Origin of the sequence: Amphritea sp. (genome assembly GCF_050300915.1) — a bacterium.
Lineage (GTDB): Bacteria > Pseudomonadota > Gammaproteobacteria > Pseudomonadales > Balneatricaceae > Amphritea.
In genome coordinates, this window is record NZ_JBNKYN010000040.1 from 1 (window position 1) to 13,957 (window position 13,957).

Below are 13,957 nucleotides of genomic sequence, written 5' to 3' on the forward strand. Positions count from 1 at the left end.
GAATACAACAGAACATAGAGATCGTCCTGAGGCGAGGCTGCCAGCTTGAGTGGCAGGTTAGGGTAGGGCAAATAGTGGTTGAACCGGCTGCCCAATGAATAGACCATAGTGTAAAAACGGTTGATCTGTTCCTGAGTGGCCGCGCCGTTATCGATCAGCAATTTGGCCATTTCAAGGTGCTCATCTGAGGTATGTTCCAGCATCCTTTCCATCACCGTGATGCCATAGTACAGAGCTGTCTGGGGATTTATCCCGCTATCAATGTAACGCTGCACCAGTGCATAGTTGTATTCATCCACCGCCTCACCAAAAGGGTTCTCACTGGCGCAGGGGATGCCCTGATCGAAAAGTACGACGGCTGTCGGGTCATCAGAATCGCAATACTGGTCAACGTATCCGGGGCCGAATATGGCATAGTCCGGATGGGTGATAACCAGATCGTAGGGCAGTTTTTTCAGCATGTGGAAAAAGTCCCAGCTATCGTCCTCTGTATAGCGAACAGACGAGAACAGCGCTTCGATTAACAGGCGCTGGCGGGGTGACGCGCTGGCAAAGTCGATGGGGTTAAGCAGATTTTCGACATTTTCTTGCGAGAACTGTTCAGGGTAGAGGCTATAGAGTTGGAAGAGGGCATCACCACTGAGATATTCCTGCAGCATTTCGGTGGCCTCTGCCTGGGTCGGGCGATATCCGGCAGCAAGAATCTCACTGGTCTGAGAGCTATCAGAAGGGTCGTAGGCGGCTTGTAATATCTGTGGATCGGCGAAGGGCAGGTTGTTTCTTAACCACCAGATTATTTCGTCTGTATCGTCGGGTTTTAGTGTTGCCGATAAACGCTTAAACGTCTCATGATCGATCAGTACGCCACGTTCTATCAGGTCACTTGCTAATGAGTGCTGACCGCCAGCAACGGCCGCGACCAGTGCATTGTCGCCGTTACTGTCAGGCTTACTGAAGTTGTGCGGTGTTGTCTGTAGGTAAAGCTGTTCGAGACGCTCACGATCACCCTCAAAGGCCGCCTGGGTCATGGCGTTTCTGCCATTCGAAAGTGGGGCATAAGGGTCTTTGTGAGCGTCAGCGGGGTGAGGTGTGTAACTGTGCAGGCCAGGTTTGTTGGCTTTTTCAGGCGGTGCGGCGTTTGCTGTTTCCGGACTGATCGATGAGGGACGTTTACCGGGATTAATCGTTACTGCGATGAAGATCAGGGAGCTGATAACAGCGACGAATAAGAGTGTTTTTTTTAACATATAGTTACTTGATTGAGTGCGGCCATCCGTGGGAGGGAAATAATACCCCGGATAGCCGTACTTTTCATGTCAGTCAGGGCGCAATCCGGCGACCTGTATCAAACAACAAGTTACTTTATTTCATTTAGCAGTGTTTCCGTGCTATCAATCCGGGCATAGGCAAATCCCAGCGCCGCCATAAATGAGGCGTGTACCTGCTCAGCGGGGATGGTGATGCCGTTGAACTCCTGATCTCTTGTGGCGCAGGCATCCTCAGCAACGGTGACGTTATACCCCAGATCCGCTGCGGCACGCACCCCGGCATCGATACACATATGGCTCATCGCTCCCGCCACGATCAGATTGTCAATATTCAATGCCTCCAGCACCTGCTTCAGGTTTGTCTCTTTAAAGCTGTTGGCGGCATGCTTTAAAACCACCACTTCACCACTGTGTGGTGCCACACTGCTGTGAATGGCTGCGCCCTGCGATCCGGGTGTAAAGAAGGGGGCTTCATCGGTTTCAAACTCATGGCGTACATGGATAACCGGCAGCTGCTTCTGACGAAAAGCGGCCAGTAGTTTTGTGCCGTTATCCGCAGCGCGTTGAGTGTTAGTCAGTTCCCATTTGCCGCCGGGAAAATAGTCATTCTGAAAGTCGATCAGCAGCAGTGCTGTGTTTGGCTGAACCTGTGTCATAGCGATACCTCATTAGATTGTGGCGTTTGATGCGATTATTATCCGGTGTCTTTGTGTTCTATACTGCAGTCGTTTTTGACATATTAAGCGCAATAAATGACATGCAGTCTCGGGGTATATGAAAACAATCAGAATCACGGTTATTGACTATCCTGGGGGAATGAAATCCGCCATTGAGGGGTTATCTGAGCTGTTTGCTATGGCTAGTCGTTTGAGTCTGGAACGACAGGAGGGCGTAGAGTTTGCAGTACAGGTGTCAGCGAGTGCTGAATTAGCCGGTCTGCCGGTGCCCGTTGAGACCGACGTTCCGCAGGTAATTATTTTACCTCCCTGTATCGTTGGCGATGAGTACATTGTTGAGCAGCCGTCGCTGAGTGGTTGGCTTAAAACGATGCATGGGGCTGGGGCGTTAATCTGTTCCGTCTGTGCCGGGGCTTTTATTCTGGCGCAAACAGGCTTGTTGAATCAGCGCCCGGCGACTACCCACTGGATGCTGGCAGATCGGCTGGCGCAGCGGTTTCCCGAGGTGCGGGTGGATGACAGCAAAATACTGATTAATGATGGTGACCTGATGACTGCCGGAGGCCTGATGGCCTGGCTGGATCTGGGGTTGGAACTGGTGGCACAGTTTGGCAGTCCGGCGCTGATGCGCCAGCTAGGTAAGCACCTGGTGGTTGATACTGCCCCCCGTCAGCAGCGTTACTACCGCTGCTTTATGCCACCATTTGATCACGGTGACCGGGTTGTTCTGAAGAGTCAGCATTATTTGCAAAGTCATAGTCAGACCAGCGTGACGGTGAAGCAGCTGGCAGAGGAGTGCCATCTGACGGAACGTACCTTCCTGCGCCGTTTTGTCCGGGCGACCGGATACAAGCCAAAAGAGTATATCCAGCAGTTGCGCATCAGCAAAGCCTGCGAAGCGCTTGAAAGTTCAGCTGATAGCATTGAGGTGATCGCGCTGAGTAGCGGATACGATGATGTCAGCGCCTTCAGAAAGGTATTTATTAAAATCACCGGGCTGACGCCACGGGAGTTTCGCGGCCGCTTTTGCGCTGAAACCTGAAGCTGATGCCGAAACGGCAGGTAAATCTGGCCGGTAAAGGTCGAATTAATCGGCCAGATACGTTAGCCTGCGTTACTGAGATAATCTGTCTGATGGCAGATATTTATATATATCCCTGTATGTCAGGAGGATGGTAATGCTAAAAAAAGGAGTAGTACTGGGATTATTACTGGTTTCTCAGCTGACGTTTGCCGGCTCGTCAGAGATCTATCTGCTTGGCGAATTTACCTATAAAGGCACGCCGATCAGTAAAGCGGTATTGCTGGAAGATAAGCGGGTAACGGAGCTGGAGCAGTGTCGCGATTTTGTTCACTATCAGATACGCGGCACCGAACGGGGTAAAAATTACTACCGTCACTATATCCGGGCACAAAAAACCGGGGTGAATATCGTTCCCCGTTATACCTGTATCCAAACGGAGTTAAACGTCAGTGAGTGGAATGACCATGACTTTTACGACAAGGTCTATCTGATCGACCTGCGTGATGGTCAGCGGTTTACCCAGTTTGAAGATACCAACAGCTGCTGGGCTGAAATCCGTAAAGATCCTGATAAACACACCAAAAAACTGTTTTGCGCAAAAATGAGTCAGACGGTGTCTGCTGCGAAATAAGATAGATTTGTTTGTATTTTCCTTGTCTTCGCGTATAATTCCGCCTCCCGTTGGCTGTGCCATCGAGGAAACTAACTCTAACTCCTTGCTTTCTACCGTTTTTCGATGCGGCTGAAGGCTGTATAAACCGTAAGGAGCAATTAATGCGTCATTACGAAATCGTTTTTCTGGTTCACCCGAATCAGAGTGAACAGGTTCCAGCTATGGTTGAGCGTTACACCAAGCTGATTGAAGAATCTGAAGGTAAAATTCACCGTCTGGAAGATTGGGGCCGTCGTCACCTGGCTTACCCAATCAACAAAATCCATAAAGCTCACTACGTTCTGATGAACGTTGAATGTGCTCAGGAAACTCTGGACGAGCTAACCAACATCTTCCGTTACAACGATGCGGTTATCCGTAACATGGTTGTGCGTCGTAAGGCTGCGGTTACTGATGTGTCTCCTATTAAAGCTGCTGAAGGCCGTGAAGAGCGTCGTCCACGTCGCGAAGAACGTTCTGAAAAGCCTGCTGAAGGATCTGAAGCGCCAGCGACAGAAACTCCGGCTGCTGAAGCGCCAGCTGCTGACCAGGCTGCTGCCGAGTAATCGGTTTAACCTATATTTAGAGGAGATATACCATGGCTCGTTTTTTTAGACGTCGTAAATTTTGCCGTTTTACCGCTGAAGGTGTTGTTGAGATCGATTACAAAGATCTGGATACCCTGAAAGGTTACATTACTGAAACCGGTAAGATCGTTCCTAGCCGTATCACTGGTACTAAAGCTCGTTACCAGCGTCAGCTGGCGACTGCTATCAAGCGTGCACGTTACGTTGCGCTGCTGCCATACACTGACAGCCACCAGTAATAACGGTTAACCTGCTGTAGCTATTTCACAATAGCCAGGCAGGTGATTAAACAAGTTTCAGCCAGTCGCTGTCTTACCGCGGCTGGCGAGAGTAAAAATAGAGGTTTGCGAGATGGAAGTTATTCTGCTCGAGAAAATTGGCAAACTGGGTAGCCTGGGTGACAAGGTAACTGTTAAGCGTGGTTACGGTCGTAACTACCTGCTTCCTTTTGGGAAAGCGGTTCCTGCTACTGCAGCTAACCTGGAAGCTTTTGAAGCACGTCGTGCTGAACTGGAATCTGCAGCAACTGAGAAGCTGAACTCTGCTCAGACACGTGCTGCACAGCTGAACGAAATCGAACTGTCTATCGTTGCCAAAGCTGGCGAAGAGGGCAAACTGTTCGGTTCTATCGGTACTGCTGATATCGCTGATGCGATTACAGCTTCAGGTATCGAAGTGGCTAAGCATGAAGTTCGTCTGCCAGAAGGCGCTCTGCGTACGACTGGTGAGTTCGAAGTTGCTATTCAGCTGCACCCTGAAGTGACTGCTACTGTCGGCATCGTTGTTGTTGGCGAGTAAGCATCGCTGTTGATCTGAAATTTTCAGATCGGGGTGAGTTAAGAAGCACTGCGTAGTATTATACTGCGCAGTGCTTTTTTCGTTTTAGGCCAGTCACTTTGTGGCGCTGCTATCCTGTGTGTCGAGGTATAAGGTTTTATGGATTATCTGGATCCCAATTCAGCCGATATGGAAGGTGTAAAAGTCCCTCCCCATTCTCAGGAAGCTGAGCAGTCGGTGCTCGGCGGTTTGATGCTGGATAATAATGCCTGGGATGCGGTTTCAGAGATTGTGCTGGAAGATCAGTTTTATCGTCACGATCACCGACTGATCTTCCGCACGATTGAGAAGCTGGTTAACAACATGCAGCCGATCGATGTGGTGACCATCTCTGAAGAGCTGGATCGCACCGGGAATCTGGATGCGGCTGGGGGGCTGGATTATCTGGTCGAGCTGGCCCGAAACACTCCCAGTGCCTCGAATATTCGTGCCTATGCAGAGATCGTTCGTGATCGCGCACTGTTGCGTAAGATGATTACCGTTGCCCATGAAATCGCTGAAAGCGCCTTCATGCCGGAAGGCCGTCCAGGCTCGGATATCCTCAGTGAAGCAGAACAGAAGATCTTCCAGATTGCCGAAGACCGGCCCAATGAGGGCGGTCCCGTCGGTGTTAACCCGTTGCTGAAAAAAGCGGTGGATAAGATCGACGAACTGTTTAACTCTGAAGGGGCGATGACCGGTGTTACCACCGGTTTTGATGAGTTGGATAAAGCGACTGGTGGTCTGCAGCCTTCGGACCTGATTATCGTGGCAGCCCGTCCCTCTATGGGTAAAACCACCTTCGCCATGAACCTGGTTGAGAATGCGCTGATGGCGCAGGACAAGCCGGTGCTGGTATTTAGTCTGGAGATGCCCGCGGATCAGCTGGTGACACGGATGCTCTCCTCCCTTGGGCGGATCAACCAGACCCGGGTGCGCTCCGGTAAGCTGGAAGAGGATGACTGGCCCCGCCTGACCACGGCTGTGAATATGTTGCGGGATAAACCGCTGTTTATTGATGACACGGCCGGTATCAGTCCGACTGAGATGCGCAACCGTGCCCGACGTATCGTCCGGGAACATGGTGATATTGCCATGATCATGGTGGATTACCTTCAGCTGATGCAGATAAAGGGCGGTAATAGTGAAGGCCGTACGGCGGAGATCTCTGAGATTTCCCGTTCCCTTAAAGCGCTGGCGAAAGAGTTGGAGTGTCCGGTTATTGCGCTGTCGCAGCTTAACCGTGCGCTGGAGCAGCGGCCGAATAAGCGTCCGGTTAACTCTGACTTGCGGGAATCCGGTGCGATCGAGCAGGACGCCGACGTGATTATGTTTATCTACCGGGATGAAGTTTATAACGAAGATTCGCCGGATAAAGGTATTGCCGAGATTATCATCGGTAAGCAGCGTAATGGCCCGATAGGCAGCAACCGTCTGGCGTTTATCGGTCAGTTCACCAAGTTTGAAAACCTTGCGCCGATGTCTTATCAGGACTATGAATAAGTATGCATTATCGGTTCGGGTTTAGACCCAGAAATCGCAGATAAAAAAAACCGCCACATCAGGCGGTTTTTTTTGCTTGGAGAGGAGTGCTGAGGCTTTATTAACGTCTTTACTGGGCGGGAACCGGTGTGGCTTGCCCGTCTTTCGCAGCACTGGCTATCGCTTTAGCGCTGGCGATTTCAAGCGCCTCGGCCAGTGTTGGCGTAAAGGCTAATCTCTCTTCAATCGGTTTCAGGCCCGCTTTGGCGATATTCTTCAATGGCTGAAACTGCAGATCGGCAATTATCACAAAGTGCCCCTGTTTGAATTTATCAGCGAGGAAATGATTGAGCGCGGACAGCCCGCCAGCATCTAGAATTGGCACCGCATCCATGTAAAGAATAACGCAACGTTTCTCGGCTGAGATGAATGAAATTTCAGAGAATATCCGGTCGGCCGCGGCAAAAAACAGCGGGCCGCTGATCTTGTATACCCCCCACTCTTCGGGCAGTGGTTCCGGAACCTGCTTGCGACTGTCGCTGACATCGGTGACCTTGGTCATCTGGGCGATATCACGCATAAACAACAGTGATGCCAGCACAATACCGAAGGATATCGCCACCACCATATCGATCAGAACGGTGAGTGAGAAACAGGTGAGCAGTACCAGAATATCTCCGGTTGGCGCTTTCTTTAACAGCTCCATTACCTTCGGAGCTTCGCTCATATTCCAGGCGACCATCAGCAGCATCGCTGCCATCGACGCCATCGGAATATAGGCCAGCCAGGGGGCCAGAATCAGCAGGCTGGCGAGAACAACCAGACCATGGATAACGGCCGCGATGGGTGATTGTGCACCGGCCCGATAGTTTGCCGCTGAACGGGCGAGTGCAGCGGTTGCGGTGATGCCGCCAAACCAGGGAGTGATAAGATTGCCAACCCCCTGACCCAGCAGTTCGACATTGGAATGGTGGCGTTTGCCACTCATGCTATCCAGCACGACCGCACATAGCAGGGACTCAATCGCCCCCAGCATCGCAATGGAGAAGGCGATTGGCACCAACTGGGCGAGCTTGTGAAAATCCCACTCTATCGGCTTGCCGTCCGGGCCTGGTTGTAACCATGGCCAGTTAAATTCAGGTAGTACGGGGGGGATACCTTGCCCGGCAGTGCCATCCGGCAGCAGATAATGAAACCGGGAACCGATGGTGTCGATATCATAACCGAGCGTTGTTAACAGCAGCGAGAGCGCGACACCGACAGCCACTGCGGGCAGGTGGCCAGGTACCGGCAGCCGCAAACGGGGCCATAAAATCAGAACCGTCAGGGTGAGTGCGCCGATAGCAACCTCCGGCAGCACATAGCTGGGAAGCGCATGACTGAGTGCCAGGACTTTATCGATGTATTTTTCCGGCATCTCCTCCAGCTGTAGCCCGAGAAAGTCTTTCATCTGCAGGGTTGCAATGACCACCGCGATGCCTGAGGTAAAGCCCAGAGTGACCGGCTCAGGTATATACTCAATCAGCCGCCCGAGACGGCTGAGAGCCATCCCCACCAGCATGACACCAGCCATCAACGAGGCGATTAGCAGCCCGCTCAATCCAAACTGTTGTGCTACCGGGAAGAGGATGACGACGAACGCCGCAGTCGGCCCGGAGATGCTGTAGCGAGACCCGCCAGTCAGGGGGATCAGAATACCGGCAATAATGGCCGTATAGAGCCCGTATTGGGGAGGGACGCCACTGGCTATTGCCAGGGCCATCGACAGAGGGATAGCGATAATGCCGACGGTAATACCGGCCATAATATCGCGATAAAGCTTAGCTGCACTGTAGCCCTCTTTAAACGTTTCACGCAGTGCGCTAAACAGCTGAAGGCTATGTAAATGCATTCGTTGTGACATGGTTAATCACTCTGGGTTAGGACAAGGATAATGTGAAAATCATCGCCTGGTGATGGGTACAGGCGTGCTATTAACCTGATGGGAAAGACCTTCAGGTTATAGATATCAGTTTAGTAGTAACATTACATGTTCATCACTGTATAAATCAATGTTAATATAATTAACATAAACTAAGATAAGGGACCGGCATGGAGCAGAGAACTGCACGTTTGACACTATTGATTGACCCCAAGAAGAAGGCAACTTTTGAAAAGTTATGCAGTGCTGAAGATGTTACTCCGTCACAGATGGTGAGAAAATTTATCCGTGATTACATTGAGGCGCAGCTGGGGCCTGACTGGCGCGATGAGGTGTTCAGTACAGAGAAGAGCGACTAAACTCGGCGCTCACAGAACAGAGCTTGGTATCTCTGAAAGCCGCTTGAGTGAGTGGGATATTGAGGGTAGTTATAAACAGAAACAGTGCCACAAAGCTGTGCGTAACTCTTGGATAACTATCTGAAAGCCCCTGTGTACGGGGCTTTGCGGCGGTGGGTTAAAATCCGTTCAGTGATGGTTTTTTGATTTTTTTCTGTATGATTATCAACCAGTTATTAGCATTATTTTGAGTGATATTTGAGCACCTTGGCGCAACTCTGAGCGCTTCCGGAATCGACCGGTGTTGATGGTAAGGCGGCTTCAGTCGGCAATTTTGACAATCTGGCTCTTAAACTCTTCGGGTACGGTGACCACTTTCCTTTCGTTGTAGTCGAAGAAGACGACGCCAGTCTTCACATGAGCGATCTCTACCGCGGTTTTCTTATTACTCAACAGATAATAGATATCGCAGCCATATTTATTGAAATCACCGACGGCAATATCTATCTGTACCAGATCCCCATAAAAACCTTCAGCCTTATATACAATGGCAGAGTCAGTCATAATGAGTCCGGCACCCTCGATATCCATCTCCGTGTAGTTGAAAGAGTTGAGATAACGCAGTCGGGCTTCATGTACAAATGCCAACACTGCATCGTTACTAAGATGGCCGCCATAGTTAATATCACTGATTCGAATAGGCATCTCGGTGCTAAAACTATAGTTTTCCGGCATATCAATTTTGATACGTGCCATGGGTGAAACTCCTGAAAAACAGAATAAAGTGTTGATTACAAAACACAGAATAGTGGAAGCTGAGTGATGAGTCTACGCGGATTCAATCCCTATTATCGTTGGGTATTTCCCTGGTTGCTGGACCGGGTGTCGAAAGTCGTTGCACCGGAACGGGAGCAGTTGCTGGCACAGGCGAAAGGGGTTGTGCTGGAAGTTGGGGCTGGTACTGGTACCAGTTTCCGCTGCTATCAGGGGGATGTATCAAAGGTTATTGCGCTGGAACCGGATGTGGGGGTAATGAACAGAGCCCGCAACGTTTTACACTACCTGCCTGAGGCTCAGCGGAATAGAGTTGAGTTAATGATTGCCGATGCGATGGATATCCCTCTGGTGGATAACAGTGTTGATACCGCTGTTTGCTTTCTGGTGCTGTGTTCGGTACCGGAGCCTGACCGGGTATTAAACGAGATCGCCAGGGTGCTAAAACCGGGCGGACAGTTACTGTTTTTTGAACATGTATTGTCAGATACTGAAGCGATACAGCGTTGGCAGCATCGGCTCAACCCTTTTTGGCACCGTTGTGCAGGAGGGTGTCAGCTGAATCGTCAAACCGAAGCATGCATTGTGCAGGCGGGCTTCAAACTGCGTCAGGTGAGGCGCTATCAGCATGCCTCGTTCCCGGTATTGGTGAGGCAGCTGGTGAGCGGAATCGCGGTAAATCCCAGAAGGGATTGAGAGTCACTGTTATACATCGTAAACATAAACGTGAGGCCAGAGATGATTAAAGTCAGTGTGATGTACCCGAATACCCCCGATGTTACCTTTGATATCGATTACTACTGTAATACCCATTTTTCTTTGGTTGCCAGGTTGTTGGGGCCGGCGCTGAAAAGTGTTGCGGTCGAATATGGTTTAACCGGGGCAGCGCCGGAAGAGGAACCCGCCTTCATTGCGATGGGGCATATGACTTTTGACTCGCTAGCGGCTTTCTATGCAGCGTACGGGCCGCATGTTACTGAGTTAAAAGCTGATGTTCCAAACTTTACCAATGTTAAGTCAGTTGTGCAGATAAGCGAAATTAAGATGTAATGATCACTTTAGGCTGCTAAATCGCTTAAGGGGGGGGCGGTGTGTTTAAACTTCTGCGTTGCACTTAACGATAGATAAATTCTGGTTTTTGCTTCACCCCGGCTGCGAATGTAGTGAATCATTTGAACGTACTCGCTATTAAAGGGCTGAAATACTAAAATAATCCGCTGTATGTGCTTTAGCTTCATAATTGTTTAGCCCCTGCGACTGTTTTTCATGAGGTCACCCGCAGGGTGCGGATAGCGATAGTTCTGAGCATCGGCTAGGTAAAAAAGGGAGCGGCGTAGCGCTGTGGTAAAAGTACGCGAAGATCATCCAATACATGCTGACGGCAGTGTCGATCTGGATTTGTGGCTGCAACGGTTGCAGGAACAGGTCGAAGTAAAGGATATTGATATAGTCCGTCAGGCCTGTCTGTATGCTAAACAACTGAAAGAGGAGGCCGAGCCCTCCGAAGATTCCTGGCAGGATAGTGACAGTTATCTCACCGGTCTGGAGATGGCACAGATTCTGATTGAACTGAATCAGGATCAGGATGCTCTGGTGGCTGCTATCCTCTATCGCAGCGTGCGCGAAAAACGTACCACACTGGAGGATATCCGCCGTCGTTTTGGTCAGACCATCGCTACGCTGATCGATGGTGTGCTGCAGATGGCGGCTATCGGCAGTCGTCAGAATCCCCGGCGTGAAAATGTTTTGGGTCAGAGCGGTAATCCGCTGGACAATGTGCGCAAAATGCTGGTCTCGATGATCGACGATGTGCGGGTTGTGCTGATCAAGATCTCCGAGCGCACCTGTGCCATCCGGCGTGTCAAAGGGGATTCCCGCAAGAAGCGTTATCTGGTGGCGCGGGAGGTGTTTGATGTCTACGCCCCGCTGGCGCACCGGCTGGGTATTGGCCATATCAAATGGGAGTTGGAGGATCTCTCCTTCCGCTATCTCAAACCCAACGACTATAAACAGATCGCGTCACTGCTGGATGAGAAGCGTCTTGACCGCCAACAGTTCATTGAAGACTCGGTCAGCATTCTGAATGCTGAACTGAAAAAGGTGAATATTGATGGCGATGTGATGGGCCGGGCCAAACACATCTACAGCATCTGGCGCAAAATGCAGCGCAAAAACATCGCCTTTAACCAGGTCTATGATATTCGTGCAGTGCGGATTCTGGTGCCGGAAATACGTGACTGTTATACCGTGCTGGGTATTGTGCATGGCTTATGGCGCAACATCCCCCACGAATTTGATGACTATATCGCCTCGCCTAAACCTAATGGTTACCGGTCACTGCATACCGCGGTGTTTGGCCCTTCCGGAAAAGTGCTGGAAATTCAGATCCGTACTTTCTCGATGCATGAAGAGGCCGAGCTGGGCGTGTGTGCGCATTGGCTTTATAAAGGCACCGATACCCACTCGCAAAGTTCCAGCTACGAAGAGAAGATCGCCTGGCTGCGTCAGGTGCTTGAGTGGACTGAAGATCTGGGTGGGACTGAAGAATTTTCTGAGGTTATCGGTGGCGATGTCACCCATGACCGGGTCTATGTGTTTACTCCGGAAGGCCATGTGGTGGATATGCCGGTGGGATCGACACCGGTGGATTTTGCCTACCGGGTGCATACCGAAGTGGGTCACCGTTGTCGGGGGGCTAAACTCAATGGCCGTATCGTGCCGCTGACCCGTCAGCTGCAGACCGGTGATCAGGTGGAGATTCTCACCGCCAATGAGGAGCATCCCCGGCGTGACTGGCTCAACCCTAACCTGGGTTATATCACCAGCGCCCGCTCCCGCGCCAAGATACAGCACTGGTTTAAACTACAGGATAAAGATAAAAACGCCGCTGCCGGTAAGAAGATTATTGAGCGGGAATTCCGCCGTCTGGCGCTGGAAAACACCGATCTCGATTTCAACCTGATGGCGAAAGCGGTGAATCACCGCTCCGCCGAGGATATGTATGCGGCGCTGGGGGCTGGTGATATTCGTCTGTCGCAGGTGATCAATGCTGCGCAACAGCAGGTGGAGACTGATCATCATGATGAGCAGCTGGATCTGGGCTTGCCGGGTAGTGGTTTACGTTCTCAGCCTGATTATGATGGTATTAAAATCCGTGGTGTCGGTAATTTGCTGACGACCATTGCACCCTGCTGTAAACCGGTGCCAGGAGATCCGATTATTGGTTATATCACCAAGAGTCGCGGGGTCTCTATCCACCGGGATGACTGTACCAATGCGTTTCAGCTGCGTCAGCAGGAACGCGAGCGGATGGTTGAGGTCAGCTGGGGTGAAGAGGGCGAGTCAACTTACCCTGTGGATATCTATGTTGAAGCCTTCGACCGTGCCGGTCTGCTGCGCGACCTGATGATGGTGATGGCCAACGAGAATGTTAACCTGATCGCCGCTAATACCCAGTCCGATAAGAAGAGCAATATCGCGTATCTGTCGTTGACTATTGAGATCAGTCGTCTTGAGTTGCTGGGTAAAATTATGGATAAGATTAACCAGATTCCAAACGTTACCGAAGTACATCGTCAACGTAGTGGAACCCGTTAATGAGTTATACGCTGGATGATTTAAAGTCGTTAATGGCAAGGCTGCGAGACCCAGAGGATGGTTGCCCCTGGGACTTGAAACAGGATTTTGCCAGTATCGTGCCGCATACCCTCGAAGAGGCGTACGAAGTGGCCGATACCATCGAACGGCAGGACTGGAATCACCTGCAGGGTGAGCTGGGGGACCTGCTGTTTCAGGTGATCTTCTACGCCCGCCTGGCCGAGGAGGAGCAGCGCTTCGGCTTTGATGACATTGTGAATACGCTGGTGGCAAAACTGATTCGCCGCCATCCGCACGTTTTTCCTGAGGGCACTCTGGCCAGTCGGCGCAGCGCAACGGCATTGGATGAACAGCAGATCAAAGAGACCTGGGAAGCGATAAAGGCTGAGGAACGGGGTGAACAACCGTTCCAGGAACCCCGGGTGCTGGATGATATCCCGATGGCACTGCCGGCGCTGAATCGTGCCGAAAAGTTGCAGAAACGTGCTGCCCGGGTCGGTTTTGACTGGGGTGACGTGCTGCCGGTGCTGGATAAGATCGAGGAGGAGATCGCCGAACTGCGTGAGGCGATTGCTGCCGGTGATTGGCTGGAGATGGAGCATGAGCTGGGCGATCTGCTGTTTGCTCAGGTTAATCTGGCGCGGCATATGGGCGTTAATCCGGAAACGTCCCTGCGCTATACCAATCAGAAGTTCACCAATCGTTTTAACTATATCGAAGATCAGGTAACGGCTTCATCAAAGGATTGGCAGGATTATACCCTGGATGAGCTCGATCACTGGTGGAACGAAGCCAAACGTAAAGGGCTATAGTTGCATACC

At 51.1% G+C, this 13,957-nt stretch carries 15 protein-coding genes; 11 read left to right on the forward strand and 4 right to left on the reverse strand.

What is annotated here, in order from left to right; genetic code table 11:
- Positions 1-1,247 (reverse strand): hypothetical protein (locus ACQY8X_RS11870; protein ID WP_428035356.1); only part of this gene is annotated, 1,247 nt, incomplete at its 3' end.
- A 110-nt stretch (positions 1,248-1,357) separates the two neighbouring features.
- Positions 1,358-1,924 (reverse strand): cysteine hydrolase family protein, encoded by a 567-nt coding sequence (locus ACQY8X_RS11875; protein WP_428035357.1) that lies wholly within the window; start codon positions 1,922-1,924, stop codon positions 1,358-1,360.
- Between the two features lie 118 nt (positions 1,925-2,042).
- On the opposite strand from ACQY8X_RS11875, the gene ACQY8X_RS11880 reads away from it, so the two are divergent.
- From ACQY8X_RS11880 to dnaB, 6 genes are all read left to right on the forward strand, one after another.
- The gene (locus ACQY8X_RS11880) at positions 2,043-2,987 is read left to right on the forward strand and encodes a GlxA family transcriptional regulator (RefSeq protein ID WP_428035358.1); all 945 of its coding nucleotides are present in this window, start codon (positions 2,043-2,045) and stop codon (positions 2,985-2,987) included.
- 136 nt (positions 2,988-3,123) lie between these two features.
- A complete protein-coding gene (locus ACQY8X_RS11885; RefSeq protein WP_428035359.1) occupies positions 3,124-3,600 on the forward strand; it encodes a hypothetical protein in 477 nt (158 codons plus the stop codon).
- Positions 3,601-3,743: 143 nt separating this feature from the next.
- Entirely contained in the window at positions 3,744-4,187 is a 444-nt protein-coding gene (gene rpsF / locus ACQY8X_RS11890; protein WP_428035360.1) for a 30S ribosomal protein S6, read from the forward strand.
- Positions 4,188-4,219: 32 nt separating this feature from the next.
- Positions 4,220-4,447, forward strand: coding sequence for a 30S ribosomal protein S18 (gene rpsR, locus ACQY8X_RS11895; protein WP_299195991.1), 228 nt, complete (start codon positions 4,220-4,222; stop codon positions 4,445-4,447).
- Between the two features lie 112 nt (positions 4,448-4,559).
- Positions 4,560-5,006 (forward strand): 50S ribosomal protein L9, encoded by a 447-nt coding sequence (rplI, locus tag ACQY8X_RS11900; protein ID WP_428035361.1) that lies wholly within the window; start codon positions 4,560-4,562, stop codon positions 5,004-5,006.
- A 138-nt stretch (positions 5,007-5,144) separates the two neighbouring features.
- The gene (gene dnaB / locus ACQY8X_RS11905; RefSeq protein WP_428035362.1) at positions 5,145-6,527 is read left to right on the forward strand and encodes a replicative DNA helicase; all 1,383 of its coding nucleotides are present in this window, start codon (positions 5,145-5,147) and stop codon (positions 6,525-6,527) included.
- Positions 6,528-6,636: 109 nt separating this feature from the next.
- Here dnaB and dauA read toward each other — a convergent pair whose 3' ends face one another.
- Complete coding sequence (gene dauA / locus ACQY8X_RS11910; protein WP_428035363.1) at positions 6,637-8,409, reverse strand: C4-dicarboxylic acid transporter DauA; 1,773 nt, start codon at positions 8,407-8,409, stop codon at positions 6,637-6,639.
- A gap of 188 nt (positions 8,410-8,597) precedes the next feature.
- Between dauA and ACQY8X_RS11915 the strand changes: the two genes are divergently transcribed.
- Positions 8,598-8,786 carry a CopG family transcriptional regulator gene (locus ACQY8X_RS11915; protein WP_428035364.1) on the forward strand — a complete coding sequence of 63 codons (189 nt, stop codon included), beginning with the start codon at positions 8,598-8,600 and terminating at the stop codon, positions 8,784-8,786.
- A gap of 300 nt (positions 8,787-9,086) precedes the next feature.
- Here the strand turns inward: ACQY8X_RS11915 and ACQY8X_RS11920 are convergent, their stop codons facing one another.
- Positions 9,087-9,521: an acyl-CoA thioesterase gene (locus tag ACQY8X_RS11920; RefSeq protein ID WP_428035365.1), complete on the reverse strand. Its 435-nt coding sequence runs from the start codon at positions 9,519-9,521 to the stop codon at positions 9,087-9,089.
- 66 nt (positions 9,522-9,587) lie between these two features.
- Here ACQY8X_RS11920 and ACQY8X_RS11925 point away from each other — a divergent pair, with 66 nt between their 5' ends.
- The 4 genes from ACQY8X_RS11925 (at position 9,588) to mazG (ending at position 13,948) form a co-directional block, all read left to right on the forward strand.
- A complete protein-coding gene (locus ACQY8X_RS11925) occupies positions 9,588-10,235 on the forward strand; it encodes a class I SAM-dependent methyltransferase (RefSeq protein ID WP_428035366.1) in 648 nt (215 codons plus the stop codon).
- Positions 10,236-10,277: 42 nt separating this feature from the next.
- On the forward strand, positions 10,278-10,589 hold the full coding sequence (locus ACQY8X_RS11930) for an EthD family reductase (protein ID WP_428035367.1): 312 nt from the start codon (positions 10,278-10,280) through the stop codon (positions 10,587-10,589).
- Positions 10,590-10,880: 291 nt separating this feature from the next.
- Positions 10,881-13,136, forward strand: coding sequence for a GTP diphosphokinase (gene relA / locus ACQY8X_RS11935; protein WP_428035368.1), 2,256 nt, complete (start codon positions 10,881-10,883; stop codon positions 13,134-13,136).
- Positions 13,136-13,948 (forward strand): nucleoside triphosphate pyrophosphohydrolase, encoded by an 813-nt coding sequence (gene mazG / locus ACQY8X_RS11940; protein ID WP_428035369.1) that lies wholly within the window; start codon positions 13,136-13,138, stop codon positions 13,946-13,948. Before relA ends, mazG begins: the two co-directional genes overlap by 1 nt.
- Positions 13,949-13,957: the final 9 nt, after the last annotated feature.